The sequence below is a fragment of the Nonomuraea endophytica genome (assembly GCF_014203235.1).
Classification (GTDB): domain Bacteria; phylum Actinomycetota; class Actinomycetes; order Streptosporangiales; family Streptosporangiaceae; genus Nonomuraea; species Nonomuraea endophytica.
Map to the genome: position 1 here is coordinate 150,932 of NZ_JACHIN010000015.1, position 18,125 is coordinate 169,056.

At 69.4% G+C, this 18,125-nt stretch carries 16 protein-coding genes; 9 read left to right on the forward strand and 7 right to left on the reverse strand.

Translation table 11 applies throughout. From position 1 onward, the window contains the following. The first annotated feature begins 53 nt into the window (after positions 1-53). The 5 genes from HNR40_RS42135 to HNR40_RS42155 all read left to right on the forward strand — a co-directional run bounded on the left by HNR40_RS42135 (position 54) and on the right by HNR40_RS42155 (position 5,242). Positions 54-365: an ArsR/SmtB family transcription factor gene (locus tag HNR40_RS42135; RefSeq protein WP_246510216.1), complete on the forward strand. Its 312-nt coding sequence runs from the start codon at positions 54-56 to the stop codon at positions 363-365. A 45-nt stretch (positions 366-410) separates the two neighbouring features. Then, positions 411-1,496: a hypothetical protein gene (locus tag HNR40_RS42140; RefSeq protein WP_184971746.1), complete on the forward strand. Its 1,086-nt coding sequence runs from the start codon at positions 411-413 to the stop codon at positions 1,494-1,496. Positions 1,497-1,556: 60 nt separating this feature from the next. Further along, entirely contained in the window at positions 1,557-2,714 is a 1,158-nt protein-coding gene (locus HNR40_RS42145) for a thiolase family protein (RefSeq protein ID WP_376773584.1), read from the forward strand. Next, entirely contained in the window at positions 2,711-4,780 is a 2,070-nt protein-coding gene (locus HNR40_RS42150; protein ID WP_184971750.1) for a 3-hydroxyacyl-CoA dehydrogenase NAD-binding domain-containing protein, read from the forward strand. Before HNR40_RS42145 ends, HNR40_RS42150 begins: the two co-directional genes overlap by 4 nt. 87 nt (positions 4,781-4,867) lie before the next feature. Continuing rightward, positions 4,868-5,242 (forward strand): SSI family serine proteinase inhibitor, encoded by a 375-nt coding sequence (locus HNR40_RS42155; protein ID WP_184971752.1) that lies wholly within the window; start codon positions 4,868-4,870, stop codon positions 5,240-5,242. A gap of 48 nt (positions 5,243-5,290) precedes the next feature. Here the strand turns inward: HNR40_RS42155 and HNR40_RS42160 are convergent, their stop codons facing one another. Both HNR40_RS42160 and dxs read right to left on the reverse strand, forming a co-directional pair. Then, positions 5,291-6,766 carry an amino acid permease gene (locus HNR40_RS42160; RefSeq protein ID WP_312896727.1) on the reverse strand — a complete coding sequence of 492 codons (1,476 nt, stop codon included), beginning with the start codon at positions 6,764-6,766 and terminating at the stop codon, positions 5,291-5,293. Positions 6,767-6,899: 133 nt separating this feature from the next. Continuing rightward, complete coding sequence (gene dxs, locus HNR40_RS42165) at positions 6,900-8,789, reverse strand: 1-deoxy-D-xylulose-5-phosphate synthase (RefSeq protein WP_184971943.1); 1,890 nt, start codon at positions 8,787-8,789, stop codon at positions 6,900-6,902. 147 nt (positions 8,790-8,936) lie between these two features. Between dxs and HNR40_RS42170 the strand changes: the two genes are divergently transcribed. The 4 genes from HNR40_RS42170 to HNR40_RS42185 all read left to right on the forward strand — a co-directional run bounded on the left by HNR40_RS42170 (position 8,937) and on the right by HNR40_RS42185 (position 12,275). Next, positions 8,937-9,758, forward strand: coding sequence for a neutral zinc metallopeptidase (locus tag HNR40_RS42170; protein ID WP_184971754.1), 822 nt, complete (start codon positions 8,937-8,939; stop codon positions 9,756-9,758). Positions 9,759-9,871: 113 nt separating this feature from the next. Further along, a complete protein-coding gene (locus HNR40_RS42175) occupies positions 9,872-10,639 on the forward strand; it encodes a neutral zinc metallopeptidase (RefSeq protein WP_184971756.1) in 768 nt (255 codons plus the stop codon). Between the two features lie 68 nt (positions 10,640-10,707). After that, positions 10,708-11,445 (forward strand): neutral zinc metallopeptidase, encoded by a 738-nt coding sequence (locus HNR40_RS42180; protein WP_184971758.1) that lies wholly within the window; start codon positions 10,708-10,710, stop codon positions 11,443-11,445. 41 nt (positions 11,446-11,486) lie between these two features. Continuing rightward, complete coding sequence (locus HNR40_RS42185) at positions 11,487-12,275, forward strand: neutral zinc metallopeptidase (protein ID WP_184971760.1); 789 nt, start codon at positions 11,487-11,489, stop codon at positions 12,273-12,275. On the opposite strand, the gene HNR40_RS42190 is transcribed toward HNR40_RS42185, so the two are convergent. From HNR40_RS42190 to HNR40_RS42210, 5 genes are all read right to left on the reverse strand, one after another. Further along, positions 12,272-13,423 (reverse strand): serine hydrolase domain-containing protein, encoded by a 1,152-nt coding sequence (locus HNR40_RS42190; RefSeq protein ID WP_184971762.1) that lies wholly within the window; start codon positions 13,421-13,423, stop codon positions 12,272-12,274. The two genes, HNR40_RS42185 and HNR40_RS42190, sit on opposite strands and share 4 nt — an antisense overlap. Positions 13,424-13,558: 135 nt before the next feature. Beyond that, positions 13,559-14,767, reverse strand: coding sequence for an ROK family transcriptional regulator (locus tag HNR40_RS42195; protein WP_184971764.1), 1,209 nt, complete (start codon positions 14,765-14,767; stop codon positions 13,559-13,561). Then, a complete protein-coding gene (locus HNR40_RS42200; protein WP_184971766.1) occupies positions 14,767-16,026 on the reverse strand; it encodes a sugar ABC transporter permease in 1,260 nt (419 codons plus the stop codon). The genes HNR40_RS42195 and HNR40_RS42200 overlap by 1 nt, the downstream gene beginning before the upstream one ends. Then, on the reverse strand, positions 16,023-16,778 hold the full coding sequence (locus HNR40_RS42205) for an ATP-binding cassette domain-containing protein (protein ID WP_184971768.1): 756 nt from the start codon (positions 16,776-16,778) through the stop codon (positions 16,023-16,025). The genes HNR40_RS42200 and HNR40_RS42205 overlap by 4 nt, the downstream gene beginning before the upstream one ends. 90 nt (positions 16,779-16,868) lie before the next feature. Continuing rightward, positions 16,869-17,978: a sugar ABC transporter substrate-binding protein gene (locus HNR40_RS42210; RefSeq protein ID WP_184971769.1), complete on the reverse strand. Its 1,110-nt coding sequence runs from the start codon at positions 17,976-17,978 to the stop codon at positions 16,869-16,871. Positions 17,979-18,125 lie beyond the last annotated feature (147 nt).

Below are 18,125 nucleotides of genomic sequence, written 5' to 3' on the forward strand. Positions count from 1 at the left end.
GGACGTACCGTGGCTGTCAAATCACTGTTCGGGAGATGCGTACAATGGGCCCTATGTTGCATCCGACCCGCGACCAGATCGACCTGGTGGATGTGATGGCCGCCATCGGGCACCCGGTCCGCGTCGCGATCGTGCGGAAACTGGCCGCCTCGGAAGAGGAAGAGTTCTGCGGCTCGATCCTGCCGGATGTGCCCAAATCCACCCTGACCGCCCACTGGCGGGTGCTGCGCGAGAGCGGCGTCATCTGTCAGCGCCCCGAGGGCCGCAAGCTGTTCATCAGGCTCCGCCGTGCGGACCTCGACGACCGCTTCCCCGGCCTCCTCGACCTGATCGTCTACGAAGGATCTAGGGCTCCATCCGAGTAGCCCATTCACCGGCACGAACACGCTCGGTGACGCCATCATGACGTCATGCTTTCGACCGAGATTTCCCCCCTCCCCGGCGCACGGGTGGTGACCGGGCTGCGCACGCACGCCCGGGCCGCGCGCCGGCTCGCGCTCATCGCGCTCTCCGGTTCGATCGCGCTGCCCGCCTCCGTCCAGATGCTCGCCGAACGGGCCGCGACCAGGGAGGAGACACTGCCGTACGCCATCGCGGCGCTCCTGCTCTCCCTGGCCTCCGTGCCCGCGCTCGCGGCGACACAGGCGGTGTGGGGCGTGCGCATGCGCCGGGTGCGGCGGCGCGAGCTGGAGCTCTACGCCGTCACCGCCGCCCCGCTCACCCGCGCGCTGAGCCGTCTCGGGGTGGCCGCGTGCTGGGTCGTGACGCTGCTGCTCGGCTACACGGTGCCGCGCCTGTTCCGCGATTCCGGCCTGTACGGCGCCGCCGACGCCCTGACCCGCGCCGTCGAACTCCTCACACTGGCGGGTTACGTGGCCGCCGTCTTCTTCGCCACCTGGTGGGCCCGAGGCGCCCTGTCCACCTTGAGCGGCATCGCCCGTTCCGGCCGCTCCCCAGGCGACCCCTGGGACCCGGCCCACACCCACACCAAACCAGATCAAACCAGCCAAAGCGCCGCCCCGGCCCACACGGCACATCACAGCGCCCACGCCGCCCCCGACACCCCAACCCTGCCCTTCACGACACAGACACCGGCACAGACACCGGCACAGACAGCGGCACAGACAGCGGCACCGGCAGCGACGCGGACAACGACAGAAACGGCGACAGCGACCGCCACAGAACCGGCCACAACAACGGTGGCAACGGCAACGGCAACGGCAACGGCAACGGCAACGACAGGGGCAGGGGCAGGGGCAGGGGCAGGGGCAGGGGCAGGGGCAGGGGCAGCGGCGAAGCCGTACCGGATCAAGAGGACCTACCGGATGAGAGCGGCGATCAGCGCCACAAGACGCCCGGCCGTCACCTGGACCGCAACCGCCCTGGCCGTGATCGCCCTGCTCGGCGGCCGGGCCCATCTATGGGAGCCGGCCACCCTGACAGTAGGCGCACTCCTGCTCACCGCCCTAGTCAGCGGAGTAGTTACTGGCGAGTAGCATAGGCACGGAAGCTGTCCAGCAACGAGGAGCGAATCCGTGCCTTCCTCTCGTGACGTCGTGTTCGTCGACGGCGTGCGCACGCCTTTCGGCAGGTCAGGGCCGAAGGGACTGTACGCGGAGACCCGCGCGGACGACATGGTCGTCCGCGTCATCCGCGAGCTGATCCGCCGTAACCCCAATCTTCCGCCCGAGCGAGTGGACGAGGTGGCGATCGCGGCCACCACCCAGATCGGCGACCAGGGCCTCACCATCGGGCGTTCCGCCGCCGTGCTGGCCGGGCTGCCCAAGAGCGTGCCGGGCTACGCCATCGACCGCATGTGCGCGGGCGCGATGACCGCGGTGACCTCGGTCGCGGGCGGCATCGCGTTCGGCGCCTACGACGTGGCCATCGCCGGCGGCGTCGAGCACATGGGCCGCCACCCGATGGGCGAGGGCGTGGATCCCAACCCGCGCTTCCTGTCGGAGAAGCTCGTCGACGGCAGCGCCCTGGTCATGGGCATGACCGCCGAGAACCTCCACGACCGCTACCCGGAGATCTCCAAGGAGCGGGCCGACGCCTACGCGGCGCTGTCGCAGGAGAAGGCGGCCAAGGCCTACGCCGACGGCAAGATCCAGCCGGACCTGGTGCCGACCGCGATCCGGACGGCGGAGAAGGGCTGGGGGCTGGCCGTACAGGATGAGGCTCCGCGGCCCGGCACGACGGTCGAGGCGCTCGCGGCGCTGAAGACGCCGTTCCGCTCGCACGGCCGGGTCACGGCGGGCAACTCCTCGGGCATCAACGACGGCGCGACCGGCTGCGTCGTGGCCGCCGCCGACGTCGCCGAGGAGCTCGGCCTCGACGCGAAGATGCGCCTGGTCTCCTACGCCTTCGCCGGCGTGGACCCCGAGGTGATGGGCGTGGGCCCGATCCCGTCGACCGAGCGCGCCCTGCGCCTGGCCGGTCTGAACATCTCCGACATCGGGCTGTTCGAGATCAACGAGGCCTTCGCCGTGCAGGTGCTGGCCTTCCTCGACCATTTCGGGATCGACGAGGACAAGGTCAACCCGTACGGCGGCGCCATCGCCTTCGGCCACCCGCTGGCCTCCTCGGGCGTTCGGCTGATGACGCAGCTCGCCCGCCAGTTCGCCGAGCGGCCCGACGTCCGCTACGGCATCACCACCATGTGCGTCGGCATGGGCATGGGCGGCACCGTGATCTGGGAGAACCTGGCATGAGCGACATCACCGGCCTGTTCGAGGACGAGGTCGTCACCAAGGCGCTGGTACGCGACGTCGAGCTGCCCGGCGGCGCAGGGACGATGGCGCTGATCACCCTGGACAACGGGTTCGACCACACCAAGCCGAACACGTTCGGGCCCGGCGGGCTGACGTCGCTCGGCGCGGCGCTGGACGGGATCGCGGCGCGTACCGATCTGGCCGCGGTGGGGGTGACCGGCAAGCCGTTCATCTTCGGGGTGGGCGCGGACCTCAAGGGCGCGGCGCTGGTCCGCGCGCGCGAGGAGGCCCTGGAGATCGGCCGGCTGGGGCACCAGGTGTTCCGGCGGCTGGGCGAGCTGCCCGTGCCGTCGTTCGCGTTCGTGAACGGCGCGGCCATGGGCGGCGGCCTGGAGATCGCGCTCCACTGTACGTACCGGACGATTTCCTCCGGGGTGCCCGCGCTGGCCCTGCCGGAGTGTTTCCTCGGCCTGGTGCCCGGCTGGGGCGGTACACAGTTGCTCCCCCGCCTGATCGGCCCGGCCGCGGCGCTGAAGCTCATCATCGAGAACCCGCTGTCGCAGAACCGCATGCTCAAGGGCCGCGACGCGTTCAAGCTCGGGGTGGGCGACGCGATGTTCGAGCCGGCCGACTTCCTGGAGGAGTCGCTCCGCTGGGCCGCGAAGGTCCTGACGGGCGACATTTCCATCGAACGCGCGACATATCCGGATGCCGACTGGGAGAAGGCCGTCAACGACGCCCGCTTCCTCCTCGACATGAAGCTGCGCGGCGCCTCCCCCGCCCCCTACCGGGCCCTCGACCTCGTCGCCCTGGCCCGCACCGCCACCCGCGACGAGGGCTTCGCCGCCGAGGACGAGGCCCTGGCCGACCTCCTCATGGGCGACGAGCTGCGGGCCGGGCTCTACGCCTTCGACCTCGTCCAGCGCCGCGCCAAGAAGCCCGCCGGCGCGCCGGACAAGTCGCTGGCCCGCAAGGTCACCAAGGTCGGCGTCGTCGGCGCCGGGCTGATGGCCTCGCAGATGGCGCTGCTGTTCGCCCGCCGCCTGGAGGTCCCGGTCGTGCTGACCGACCTCGACCAGGCCAGGCTCGACAAGGGCGTCGGCTACGTGCACGCCGAGGTCGGCAAGCTCCTGTCGAAGGGCCGGATCTCCGGCGACCAGGCCAACCGCCTCAAGGCCCTGGTCACCGGCTCCCTCACCAAGGACGCCTTCGCCGACGCCGACTTCGTCATCGAGGCCGTCTTCGAGGACATGGCGGTCAAGAAGAAGGTGTTCGCCGAGGTCGAGGCGCACGTCTCCGCCGAGTGCGTGCTGGCCACCAACACCTCCTCGCTGTCGCTGAGCGAGATGGGCGCCGATCTCGCGCACCCCGAGCGGCTGGTCGGCTTCCACTTCTTCAACCCGGTCGCGGTCATGCCGCTGCTGGAGATCATCCGCGGCGCCGCCACCTCGGACGCGACCCTGGCCACCGCCTTCGCGGTCGGCAAGTCGCTGCGCAAGTCGTCGGTGCTGGTCAAGGACGCGCCCGCGTTCGTGGTCAACCGGCTGCTGACCCGCTTCATGGGCGAGGTCATCGCCGCCGTGGACGAGGGGACGCCGCTGGAGGTCGCCGAGCACTCCCTGGACGACCTGGGCCTGCCGATGTCGCCGTTCGCGCTGCTGCAGCTCGTCGGTCCCGCCGTCGGCCACCACGTGTCGGAGACGCTGCACGCCGCCTTCCCCGGGCGGTTCGGCGTCAGCGACAACATGGCCAAGCTCGTCGCCTCGGGCAAGCCGGGCGTCTACGCGCCCGACTTCTCCCTCGACCCCGAGGCCGTGGCGCTGTTCGCGGGCGGCGCCCGTCCCTCCACCGCGCAGGAGGTACGGCAGCGCGTACTGTCGGCCCTGTCCGAGGAGATCCGGTTCATGCTGGACGAGGGCGTGGTGGCCGCGGCCCAGGACATCGACCTGTGCATGATCCTGGGCGCGGGCTGGCCGTTCCATCTGGGTGGCGTCACGCCGTACCTGGACAGGGCGGGCATCTCCCGGCCCCGCTTCCTGGAGCCTGGCGTCGCCTCCGTGCCGTAGGCGGCGGAAGGGCCTCGTGTCACGGGGCCCTTCCACGCCGGAAGAAAGTAGCGTGTGTGACCTCGCCGTCCGAGGAAGGGAACACATGTGAAGACGCTCGCGCTCGTCGTGCTGGCCGGTGCCGTGGTCTTGGGGAACGCCGCCCCGGCAGCCGCCTCGCAACGGCCCCGCGCGACGTTGAAGATCAGCGTCATTACGGGGGAAAACACCAAGACCGTCCGGCTGACCTGCGACCGGGACGGCGGCGACCATCCGTCGCCGCGGGCGGCCTGCCGGCTGCTGCGCTCGGTCAAGGGCGACCCGGCCAAGCTCAGGAACGAGCGGGCCATGTGCACCAAGGAATATCTGCCGCACCGGGTCCGGGTCACGGGCGTGTGGCGGGGCAAGAGGATCGCCTTCACCGGCAGGTTCAGCAACGGCTGCCTGATGAAGGCCGCGGGCCGCGCCGTCTACACGCTCTGAGCGTCGCGGGCCGTGCCGGGAAGGGCTTCCCGGCACGGCTCCGGGCGGTTAGTCGGGCTTGATTCCCGGTACGAGGCGCTGCGCGCGGCTGTGGCGGTAGCCGTACAGGAAATAGAGGGCGGCGCCGATCACCATCCAGATGAAAAAGCGCAGCCACGTCTCCACCGGCAGGTTGAGCATCAGGTAGAGGCAGGCCAGCACCGACAGGATCGGCAGCAGCGGGACCAGCGGCGTGCGGAAGGCGCGGTGCAGGTCCGGGCGGGTCCTGCGCAGGATGATCACGCCGATCGAGACGACGACGAACGCGAAGAGCGTGCCGATGTTCACCAGTTCGGCCAGCGCGCCGAGGGAGATGAACCCGGCCAGCAGGGCCGTCACCACGCCGATGATGATCGTGAGGCGGGCGGGCGTGCCGTACTTCGGATGGACCTTTGCCAGGCCGCGCGGCAGCAGGCCGTCACGGCACATCGCGAACAGCACCCGGCTCTGCCCCAGCATGAGGATCATCACCACGGTGGTGAGTCCGGCGATGGCGCCGATGCTGATCAGCGCGGCGGCCCAGTTCTGGCCCACGGCGGTGAACGCGTCGGCGAGCGGCGCCCGCGTGCTGAGCTCGCTGTACGGCTGCATGCCGACCACGACCAGCGAGACCACCACGTAAAGCACCGTGCAGACGACCAGCGAGCCGATGATGCCGCGCGGCAGGTCGCGCTGCGGCTCGATGGTCTCCTCCGCGGCCGTGGCCACGATGTCGAAGCCGATGAACGCGAAGAACACGATCGCTGCGGCGGAGAAGATGCCGATCACGCCGAAGGCCACCGGCGTGATGCCGAACAGCACCTGGATGAGCGGCGCCTTCAGTCCCTCGACGGCCGGTGTGGAGATCGGGTCGGGGATGAACGGCGTGTAGTTGGCCGCGTTCACGAAGAACAGCCCCGCCACGATGACCAGCAGGATCACCGCCACCTTGATGATCACGATGATCAGGTTGACCCGCGAGGACAGCTTGATGCCGGCCACCAGGATCGCGGTCAGGATCAGCACGATCACCATCGCCGGGATGTTGACCACCGGGTCGTCGCCCGCCATCCAGTCCGGCAGCGTGAGCCCGATCGACTGCAGCAGCGAGGCGAAGTACCCCGACCAGCCGACCGCCACCACGGCGGCGGCCAGCGCCATCTCCAGCATCAGGTCCCAGCCGATCACCCAGGCGGGGAACTCGCCCAGCGTGGCGAAGGAGAACGTGTACGCGGAACCCGCCACGGGCAGTGTGGAGGCGAACTCGGCGTAGCAGAGCGCGGCCAGCCCGCACACGACGGCGGCCACGATGAAGGACAGGGCCACCGCGGGTCCCGCGGTCTGCTTGGCCACCTGGCCCGTGAGCACGAAGATGCCGGTGCCGACGATCACGCCGATGCCGAAGACCGTGAGGTCCGTGGCGGTCAGGCGCTTTCTCAGCCGGTGCTCCGGCGCCTCCGTGTCCTGGACCGACTGCTCGACGCTCTTGGTGCGAAAGATATCCACGATCAGTCAGTGCCCGTTTACCCCGCTGTCATGCCTTCCCCGCCCATCACGAACAGCCCCCGATCCCCCGCCGACCAGGGACTTTCCGGACAACACACGCCGCCGTGCGGGGTGGGCACGGCGGCGCTTGGGGTTAGTTGCGGGCGCTCGGGCTTTCCATGGGGGCGCCGCGCTTGGCGATCGCCTCGGTGATCTCGCGGGCCAGGTCCTGCCCGGTCAGCCCGATCTGGCCGAGGATCTTGGCGCGCTTGGCGTGGTCGAGGAAGCGCTGCGGGATGCCGTAGGAGCGGACGGGCACGTCCACGTCGGCCTCGCGCAGCAGCCGCGACACCGCGTCGCCCACGCCGCCGACCTTACCGTTGTCCTCGACCACGGCCACCAGCTTGTGGGCCGCGGCCGCCACCACCAGGGCGTCGTCGAGCGGCTTGACCCAGCGCGGGTCGACGACGGTGGCGTTGATGCCCTGGGCGTCGAGCAGCTTGGCCGCGTCCATGCAGATGTGCGCCATCGGGCCCACGCCGACCAGCAGCACGTCGGGCTCGTCCGACTCGGCCACCCGCAGCAGGTCCATCTCGCCCAGCTTGCCGGCCGGTTCGATCGTCTCGGCCAGCGCGCCCTTCGGGTAGCGCAGCACGGTCGGGCCGTCCGTGGTGGCGACGGCCTCTCGCAGCAGTTCGACGATGCGCTCGCCGTCGCGCGGCACCGCGATTCGCAGGCCGGGCACGACCTGCAGGATGGACAGGTCCCACATGCCGTTGTGGCTGGCCCCGTCGTCGCCGGTGACGCCGGCGCGGTCGAGCACCATGGTGACCGGCAGCTTGTGCAGGGCGACGTCCATCAGCAACTGGTCGAAGCCGCGGTTGAGGAAGGTGGCGTACACGGCGAACACGGGGTGCATGCCGCCGAGCGCCAGTCCGGCGGCGCTGGTCAGGGCGTGCTGCTCGGCGATGCCGACGTCGTAGATGCGCTCGGGGTAGGCCTCGGCGAAGGCGGCCAGGCCGACCGGGTGGAGCATGGCGGCGGTGATGCCGACGATGTCGGAGCGCTCGCGGCCGAGCTTGACCATCTCCTCGCTGAACACGTCGGTCCAGATGCGGGGCTTCGGCTTCTCCAGCCCGGTCGACTTGTCGAAGGCGCCGGGGCCGTGCATCTGGTCCTCGTCGTGGTTCTCCGCCGGGGAGTAGCCGCGGCCCTTCTGGGTGAGGGCGTGGACGATGACCGGGCCGCCGAAGTCGCGGGCCTTGCGCAGCGCGGCCTCCATGGCCTGCTCGTCGTGGCCGTCGATGGGGCCGAGGTATTTCAGGCCGAGGTCCTCGAACATCACCTGCGGGGCGATGACGTCCTTGACGCCCTTCTTGATCCCGTGGAGGGCGTCGTAGAGGACGGGAACGTTCCCGATCTTGTCTTTGACGAACTCCAGCATGTCCTCGTAGCGGCGGTTGACGCGCAGCGAGGACAGATGGGAGGCCAGCCCGCCGATGGTCGGCGAGTAGGAGCGGCCGTTGTCGTTGACCACGATGACGACCGGGAGGTCCTTGATCGCGGCGATGTTGTTGAGCGCCTCCCAGGCCATGCCGCCGGTCAGGGCGCCGTCGCCGATGATCGCCACGACCCTGCGCTCGCGCTCGCCGCGCAGCTTGAACGCCTTGCCGAGGCCGTCGGCGTAGGACAGCGCGGTGGAGGCGTGGGAGTTCTCGACGAAGTCGTGCTCGGACTCGGCCTGGCTCGGGTAGCCGGACAGGCCGCCCTCCTGCTTGAGCGCGTCGAAGCCCGCGAGGCGGCCGGTGAGCAGTTTGTGGACATACGCCTGGTGGCCGGTGTCCCAGATGATCGGGTCGCGCGGGGAGTCGAAGACCCGGTGCAAAGCGATCGTGAGTTCCACGACACCGAGGTTGGGCCCCAGGTGTCCGCCGAAGCGCGCGCACGAGTCGACGAGCGTGTCGCGGATCTCCCCCGCGAGCCTCGGCAACTGCGCCGCTCCGAGCCTTCTGACGTCCTCCGGACCCTTGATTGAGCTCAGCAGCCCGCTCACGGAATCAGCCCCTCCTGCTCGTGCTCGCCACTGCGCACGAGTCTAGTTCGTGCCCCCGGCGCTGACTGCATCGAGTCAAATCAGCCCACATTTGTCCGATCTTGACCTAGTCTTTCCCTCACTATGAACACTCTCCCCATGAGGAAACTCTCGTCACTCGTGGCCGCTGGGCTGGTGCTTGCTCTGGCGGGCGTGGGTACGGCGACCGCCGAAGCGCAGCCCGCGAACCAGGGGGCGCAGCTGCAGCAGGCAGCGCCGCCCCGTGGCAAAGCAGCCGCGACGGCGAACCCGCTCTACCGCACCGGCCGGCTCGCCGACTCCAACTGTTCGCCCGGCAGCCTGCCCCGTGGCAGCACCGCCGCCTACAAGCGCTTCCTGCAGCGCGTCACCAACTGCCTGAACGCCTCCTGGAGCAGCCAGTTCCGCAAGGCGGGCCTGTCGTTCAGCAAGCCGCGCCTGCGGATCATCACCAAGAAGGTCCGGACCGCCTGCGGCCCGTGGAGCGCGGGGGCCGACGGCATCTACTGCTCGGGCGACCGCACGATGTACATGCTGATCACCAAGACGCAGCTGCGCAACCCGTACGCCCTGGGCATCACCCGCCTGATGGCGCACGAGTACGGTCACCACGTCCAGCAGATCTCCGGCATCTGGAACTACTACTGGGCGGCCCGCAACAGCTCGGGCAAGTCGATGCAGCTCCAGTTGTCGCGCCGCTCCGAGCTTCAGGCCGAGTGCTTCTCCTCGGTCTTCATGAACACCGTGGCCGACTCCCTGCCGGTCAACCAGGACGAGTGGGACCAGACGGTCGACTGGTTCCGCAAGAACGGTCACAAGGCCTGGGCCCAGAACGACCACGGCAAGGGCTCCTCGCAGGCCTTCTGGATGAACCGGGGCTTCAACTCCGGCCAGGTGGGCTCGTGCAACACGTGGAAGGTCTCCGCCCGCTACGTCGCATAGCCCCTTAGTCCTCCTACAGCCCGAAATATCATCACATTGCGGTCCGTGCCCCCCGCGGCACGGGCCGCAATGTGCTTTACCTACGGCATATGCGCCAAATAAGGTGCCTTCTCATGCGTACCCCCTTTTTGGCGCTGATTTCCGGCGCCCTGGCGAGCGTGCTGTTCACCGGTGTCGCCTACGCCGCTCCGCCCTCCTACTCACCGGTGCTGACCAAGAACCCGGTCTACAAGACAGGTGCGCTGGAGCTCAAGGAATGTGACGAGCAGCCGGTCCAGAGCGGGGACCTGGACGACGCCCGTGTCTACCTCGAGTTCCTCATGGACTGCCTGAACGAGTCCTGGAGCAGGCAGCTGGCCAAGAAGAACATCCCCTTCAGCAAGCCGGGCTTCGAGGTCATCGCCAAGCCGGGCGCGCGGACCTCGTGTGGCAGGTTCCCGGCGGGCGCGCAGGCCATCTACTGCCCGAAGAACAAGAAGATCACCTTCCTGCTCGACGAGGCGATCCTGGCCGAGCCGTTCGAGCTGTTCCTGATGGAGGTCCTGGCCCACGAGTACGGTCACCACATCCAGCAGCTCACCGGCATGCTGAGGATCGTCGACAACGTCAAGGGCAAGAGCAAGGCCCGCCTGTTCGACGAGAGCCGCCGGGTCGAGCTGCAGGCCGAGTGCATGTCGGGCGCGTTCATCGGCTCGGTCTGGCACTCGCTGGGCCGGCGTGAGTTCGACTTCCGCTACATCGTGAAGGTCGCCGAGAACGGCTACGACTTCCGTTCGCACGGCAAGGCCAAGAACATCGCCTGGTGGCTCAAGCGCGGCTTCGACGCCGAGTCCCCCAGCGCGTGCAACACCTGGGCGGCGCCGAAATCCCGGGTCTCCTAACCGGAGCACCCCGAACTGGTCTAGGATCCGCGATCGTGCGACTTCCCCTTATTGCGGCATCTATGTGCATGATCGCGGGTCTGACCATTTCCGGTACGGCCAGCGCCTCGACAGAACCGGCGGCCGCCGTGCCGCCCGCCGTACTGACCCAGAACAAGATCTACCGCTCCGGCACCACGTCGGCGCTCTCGTGCGCCATTCCGGAGATCCGCCGGGGAAGCGCCGCCTCGCTCAGAGCCTTCCACATCGGGATGGCCCGGTGCGCCAACCGCTTCTGGACGGCCAGGTTCAAGGCCGCGGGGCTGCGGTACACGCCGCCGAAGGTGCAGGTGACGACGGGCAGCCGGTCGGTCTGCGGGAAGATCACCAGCAACGGCGCGCAGTACTGCCCGCAGCAGCGCACGGTCGCCATCCGGATCATGAAGCGGGATCTGACCGACCCGTTCAAGATGAACATCGCGCACTCGGTCGCCCACGAGTGGGGACACCACGTCCAGCACCTCACCGGCATCCTGACCGCGCAGAACGCCATGTACTGGCGCTCGTCGAGCAGCGCGCGCACGATCCTCAGCCACCGCCTGGAGATGCAGGCCGAGTGCTTCGCGGGCGCCTTCTACAGCTCCACCCTCGAATCCATCAATCCCGGCATCACCTGGGACCAGTGGATGGAGTCGGTCAGCAGGGCCGGGGAGAGCAAGACCCACGGACGGCCGGCCAATCTCGCCTATTGGCAGAACCGCGGTTACGGCGGCCGTTCGGCGCAGTACTGCAACACGTGGAAGGCGGGAAAGTCACGCGTTCTCTGAATGGCAATTGATTGTCAAGCTGGACGTATCACACTTTCTCTATGAGGTTCCCCCTTTATGCCGTGGTGTCGGTCCTCCTGGCCGGGGTAGTCCTGGCCGGTGCGACGGGCGCCGCGGCCGCGTCCGCGTACCCGATCAAGAGTGCGGTCCTGACCAAGAACACGCTGTACAGGACCGGCGCGCTGGCGCCGGGGGCCTGTGTGGAGAAGCCGGTCGCGGCGGGGAGCGTGGCGCGGGCCAAGGCCTACGTCCGCACCGTCTACACGTGCCTCAACAAGGCCTGGCGCGCGCACTTCACCGGCGCGGGGCTGGAGTTCGGGCAGCCGTCGCTGACGTTCGTCACCAAGAAGAGCGCCCGCTTCTGCGGCGAGAAGTGGGCCGACCAGGCGGGCAGCTACTGCGTCGAGTCGCGGCGCTTCGCCATCAGCCTTGACCGCAAGATGCTGGAGGACCCCTCCGACCTGTTCCTCATGGACGTGGTCGCGCACGAGTACGGGCACCACCTCCAGAACATCGCCGGCATGCACCGCGCCTACGTCTACGAGCCATACCGGAGCAAGAAGGAGGAACTGGAGCAGACACGCCGGTTCGAGCTCCAGGCCGAGTGCCTGGCCGGGGTCTTCATGGGCAGCGTGTGGGAGTCGCTGGACCGTACCGAGGACGACTGGGACTACCTGCTGGACATCGTCAAGAGCTCCGGCGACGAGACCACGAAGATCAAGGACCACGGCAAGGGCAGGAACCAGCGCTACTGGCTCGACCGGGGCTTCACCGCCGCCGCCCCGTCGGCCTGCAACACCTGGACCGCCCCTGCCTCGCGGGTCGCCTAGGACGCGCAGAGCGCGCGGTCGATCAGGTCGCCGGCCGCCTTCTCCTGCTTCAGCGACCGCTCGTCACCGATCTGCGTGGACATGAAGACCACGACGCTGCGCCGGCCGTCGGCGCTGACGCCGGTGCGCGTCTTGTAGCCGTAGTCGTCGCCGCCGTGGTGCCAGTAGAGGCCGCCGCACGACAGCGGGCGGGAGCTGAGGCCGAGCCCGTAGCGCGCGCCCGGCCAGACGGCCTCGTGGGCGGGCGCGCGCACGGTCTTCTTCATCTGCGCGAGCTGCGCGGCCGGCAGCAGCTTGCCGCCCAGCAGCGCGCGGAGGAACCGGCCGGTGTCGGCTGTCGTCGAGATCAGCCCGCCGGCCGCGTCGCCGTCGAACTTCGAGGTGAGGTCCACGGGCTTGGCCGGCGGCATGACGAGGTAGCCCCTGGCGTGCGGCTTGGGCACCTCGTTCGACCTGCCCGACCACAAGGTACGGCTCAGCCCCAGCGGCTTGCTCACCCGGGCCGCCACCTCCTTGTGCCACGGCCTGCCGGTCGCCTTCTCGATGATCAGGCTGATGAGGAGGTAGCCCGTGTTGTTGTAGCGCCACTCGGCGCCCGGCCGGAACTCCGGCTTGTGCCTGACCGCCTTCGCCACGATCTCCGCCTCGGTGAAGCGGTCGTAGCGGTGCTCCAGGATCTCCTCGATCGAGCCGTAGCCCGGGTAGGCGTCGTAGAGGCCGCTGGTGTGCTGGAGCAGCATGCGTAGCGTGATCTTGTCGCCGTCGTTGCCGTTGCCCCGGACGACGCCGGGCAGGAGCTTCTCCACGGTGTCGTCGAGCGACATCCTGCCCTCGGCGACCAGTTGCAGCGCCACGGTGGCCACGAACGTCTTGGTGGTGCTGGCGATCCTGCTGTAGCCGTTGGCGGGGACCGGGCGACGGGTGCCGTGGACGGCCGTGCCGGCGGTGGCCACCAGATCCTCGCCCCGGTCGGTGACCCTCGCCTGGACGCCGATCGTGCCCACCTCCTTGATGGCGTCGACGTCACGTTGCAGGTCGGCCCTGCCGTAGCCGGGGCGGGCGGTCGCGCCGGCCCCGGCGGGCAGCGCGACGGACAGGACGGCCGCGGTGACCGCGGTGAACAAGGCTGCTCGATAGGTGGGGCGCATGAACTCTTCTCCGTGTCGGAATGCCGCTGTATCCGACACTAGGAACACGATCATGCTTGGGGATCGGCCGTACGCCCGGTCTCGCCCTCGGTCAGCCGGACGATCCACCCCGGGTCCGGGCAACTTTGGATGCGCTCAGCCGCCCGCGCGGGCCAGGACCTCGAGCGGGTCGGCCAGCACGTGGGCGAAGGCCAGTTCGGCGGCGCCCACGAGGGTCGCGTCGTCGGCCAGCGCGGAGGTGCGCAGGCGCAGCTTCTCCCGCTGGGGCGCCAGGGCGCTGACCGCCATCCGACTGCGCACCTGCGCGGCCGAGCCGAGATAGACCTCGCGCAGCATGCCGCCGAAGATCACCATCTCCGGGTTGAACAGGTTGACCAGGTTCGCCACGCCCAGCCCCAGCCAGTCGCCGACCTGGCGCAGCGCCTCCTGGGCGACGATGTCCCCCCGGTCGGCGGCGTCGACCACGTTGCGTACCGCGTCGCGGCCCTGGTGGCCCTCCTCCGGGCTCCGGCCCGCCGCCTCCAGCAGGGCCCGCTCGCCCACCTCGGCCTCCAGGCAGCCGCGCGAGCCGCAGGCGCACTGCCCGCCGCCCGGGTTGATCACCATGTGGCCGATCTCACCGCCGTAGCCGTCGTGGCCGCCGAGCAGGTGGCCGCCGGCGATGATCCCGCCGCCCACGCCGACGTCCCCGTGCAGGTAGACCAGGTCGCGCACGCCCACGCCCACGCCTCGGCTGTGCTCGGCGAGCGCGGCCAGGTTCGCGTCGTTGCCCACGCTCACCGGCAGCCCGAAGGCCAGCCTCCTGCCCAGGGCCTCGCCGAAGGGCGCCTCGTCGGCGTGCAGGTTCGGGCCGAACCTGATCACGCCGTCGCTTCTGCGCACGCCGCCTGACACGGCGGCGCCCGCCCCGACGCAGACGGCGTCGTGGCGGGCCTTGCGCCGCATCTGCCGGGCCGCGGCGGCCAGTTCCCCGGTCAGCTCCGTCAGGTCGAACGGGCCGCGCCGCCGTACCGACTCCCTGCGGTCGAGGATCACTCCGCCCAGCCCGACGCGCGCGACGGCCAGGCGGTCGGGACCCACGTCGAAGGCGAAGACGTAGACGCGCGCCGACTCCGGGCGCACCACCAGCGACGGGCGGCCGGCGCGGCCGGTCTCGCGCGGCAGTTCCTCGCGCACCAGGCCCGCCGCGGTCAGGTCGGAGGTGAGCGCCATGATGGTGCTGCGGTTCAGGCCCATCCGCGAGGTCAGCTCGGCACGTGAGATCGGCCCGCCCAGATGGACATGGCGCAGCAGCGTGCCGAGGTTGTGCCGCCTGATGTCCTCCTGGGATGGCCCCGCCCGCATCACCTCAGACCCGCTGCGGCCGCCCGCCTGCGCGCCAGCGCGTCGACGCCCGCGGCCAGCAAGAGGACAGATCCGGTGACCAGGTATTTCACGCTGGAACCGTACTGCATCAGGCCCATGCCGTTTTCGATGACCGCCACCACGGCCCCGCCCAGCACGGCGTCGAGGACCCTCCCCTTGCCGCCGAACAGGCTCGTCCCGCCGATCACCGCAGCTCCGACGGCATACAGCAGGACCGTGCTGCCTCCGGTGTTCGGGTCGACGGAGTTGGCGCGGGAGGCGGCGATGATCCCGCCGATCGCGGCCATCGACGAGCAGATCACGAACGCGCCGATCTTGATGCGGTCGACGTCGATGCCGGCCCTGCGGGCCGCCTCCGCGTTCCCGCCGACCGCGTAGATGTGCCGTCCGAAGGGCATACGGCGCAGCACGAACGTCCACAGGACCAGCAGCGCCAGGATGACCGGCACCACGATGGGCACGCCGGTGAGCGAGATCGTCAGCGGGTTGCGGCTGCGCTCCAGGTTCAGGACGTAGACGGCGAGCCCGGCGATGACCGCCAGGCTGCCCACCCGCGCGGCGATCAGCGAGAACGGGTCGGCCACCAGCCCGCGGGCGGCCCGGCGGCGGGCCCGGGTGAGCTGGACCGCCGCGTAGATCACCACGCTGACGGCGTAGAGCGCCCAGCCGAGCGCGGGCGTCATGTTCTTGGTCGCGATGGCGACGACGACCGGGTCGACGATGGAGATGTTGGTGCCCTCGTCCAGCATGATCAGCACCACGCCCTGGAAGGCGAGGAAGGCGGCCAGCGTGACGACGAAGGACGGGATGCCGACCTTGGCCACCAGTGAGCCCAGGACCACCCCGATCACCGAGCCGGTGAGGATGGCCGCGACCACGGCCACGTACCAGGGTTGGCCGAGGTCGGTGAGGGTCACGGCGAGCACCGCCGCGCAGACGCCGCTGGCGAAGCCGGCCGACAGGTCGATCTCGCCCAGCAGCAGGACGAAGACCAGGCCCATCGCGATGACGGTCACCGCGGCGCCCTGGGTGAACAGGTTGGCGAAGTTGATGGCGGTCAGGAACGAGGGCCGGGCGATCGCGAAGACCGTGCAGAGCACGACCAGGCCGATGACGGCGGGCAGCGCGCCCATGTCGCCGCCGCGGACCCGCTCCCCGTAGGCGCGGGCGCTGTGCCCGATCGACGGCGCCTGCACCGCCGCGATGATGGCCTCTTTGTCCTGCACGAGCTTGCTCATGGCGCGATCCCCAGTTCTCCGCTGCGACCGGAGGTGATCAGTTCGACGACCTGCGCGTGCGTCACGTCGGCGGTGCGGACCTGGGCCGCCATCCTGCCGAGGTAGAGCGCCGCGATCCGGTCGGAGACGGCGAACACGTCGTTCATGTTGTGCGAGATGAGCACCACGGCCAGGCCCTGGTCGGCCAGCCTGCGCACCAGTTCGAGCACCTGGGCGGTCTGGGCGACGCCGAGCGCCGCGGTGGGCTCGTCGAGGATGACCACCCGGGAGTTCCAGAGCACCGCCTTGGCGATGGCCACAGTCTGGCGCTGGCCGCCGGACAGGCTGGCGACCTGCTGCCGGATGGATTTGACCGAGCGTACCGAGAGGCCGGACAGCGTGCGTTCGGCCATCTCCTCCATCGTCGCCTCGTCCAGGACCAGGCCGCTGCGGCGCTCGCGGCCGAGGAACATGTTCTGGACGATGTCGAGGTTGTCGCAGAGCGCGAGGTCCTGGTAGACGATCTCGATGCCGAGCGCTCCGGCGTCGCGCGGGGTGCTCACCTGGACGTCGTCGCCGTCGAAGAGGATCCGGCCGGCGTCGACGGGGTGGATGCCGCCCACGCACTTCACGAGCGTCGACTTGCCGGCGCCGTTGTCGCCCACCAGGGCGGTGACCTCGCCGGCGTAGGCGGAGAAGGCGACGTCGTGGAGCACTTGGACGGGGCCGAAGCTCTTGTCGAGGCCGCGTACTTCGAGAAGTGGGGTCGTCATGGGGCTCCCTCGGAGGAGGGTACGGCAGGCCGCCTTGTGGGCCGCTTGCCGTACCTTAAGCCGAAATTTCGGGATCTAGAGGGGGTTGGATTAGCTGATTCCGGCTTCTGTGCACTTGGCGGCGAAGTCGCCGGTGCACAGTTCGTCCTTGGTCACGTAGCCGTCGGCCACGACGTCCTTGACGGTGTCGAAGGTGATGGGCTGGGGGTCGAGGAGTTCGGCGGGGACGTCGGCGCCGGTCTGGGAGTCCTTGACGGTGCCGCTCGCCGTCGGCTTCTCACCCTTGGCCAGCGCGACCGCGAGCTTGGCCGCGGCGTCGGCCTCCTTCTTGACGGCTTTGTAGACGGTCATGCACTGGTCGCCCGCCAGGATGTTCTGCAGGCCCTGGACGGTCGCGTCCTGGCCGGTGACCGGGACCTTCCCGTTGAGGTTGTTCTTCTTCAGCACGGTGATGGCGGCGTTGCCGAGCCCGTCGTTGGCCGCCAGCACGCCGGCGATCTTCGGCTGACTGGTGAGCATCTGCTCGAACAGCGTGCCCGCCTTGGTGTTGTCCCACTCGGGCACCGACTCCTCGGGGCCCTTCACGAACTCTCCGGCGTCGAACTTGGGCTTCAGGACGCCGTCGTAGCCTTCCTTGAACAGCGTCGCGTTGTTGTCGGTGGGCGAGCCGTTCAGGTAGGCGACGATGGGCTTGTCGGCCTTCTTCTCGGCCAGGCACTTGCTCAGGCCCTCGCCCTGCAGGGTGCCGACCTTGGTGTTGTCGAAGCTGACGTAGTAGGCGGCGTTGCCGCCGAGCGTGAGCCGGTCGTAGTCGATGGTGGGCACGCCCTGCGCCTTGGCCTTGTCGATGACGGTCTTGCCGGTGCCGCTGTCGAGGTTGACGATCATCAGCACGGTCGCGCCGTTGGTGATCATCTGGTCGGCGATGGTCTGGAACGCGGACTTGTCGTTCTGGGCGTTCTGGATGTCGAAGGCGACCCCGGCGGCCGTGAAGGCCTCTCCCAGGAACTTGCGGTCCGCCGTTTCCCAGCGGGCCGAGGACTTGCTGTCGGGCAGGATGACGCCGACCTTGCCGGGCTTGGCGGCAGCGGTTCCCGTCGTGGCGGTGGCACCGGTGGTGCCGGTGGTCGTGCCGCTCTCGCCCCCGCAGGCGGCCAGACCCAGGATGAGCGCGGCGGCGCCCAGGATCCCCTTGCGCATGGCAGACCTCCCTGAATGTTGTTTGCGGCAACGTATTCCGCCTGGGACCTCTTGGGAAGGGGCTCCGAGGGCGGAGTTTGTTGTTGCGCATAACAATCGTGAAACGTGGGTCTTGCTCGGGTACGCGCTGTCGCGTTGTCTGGGCCC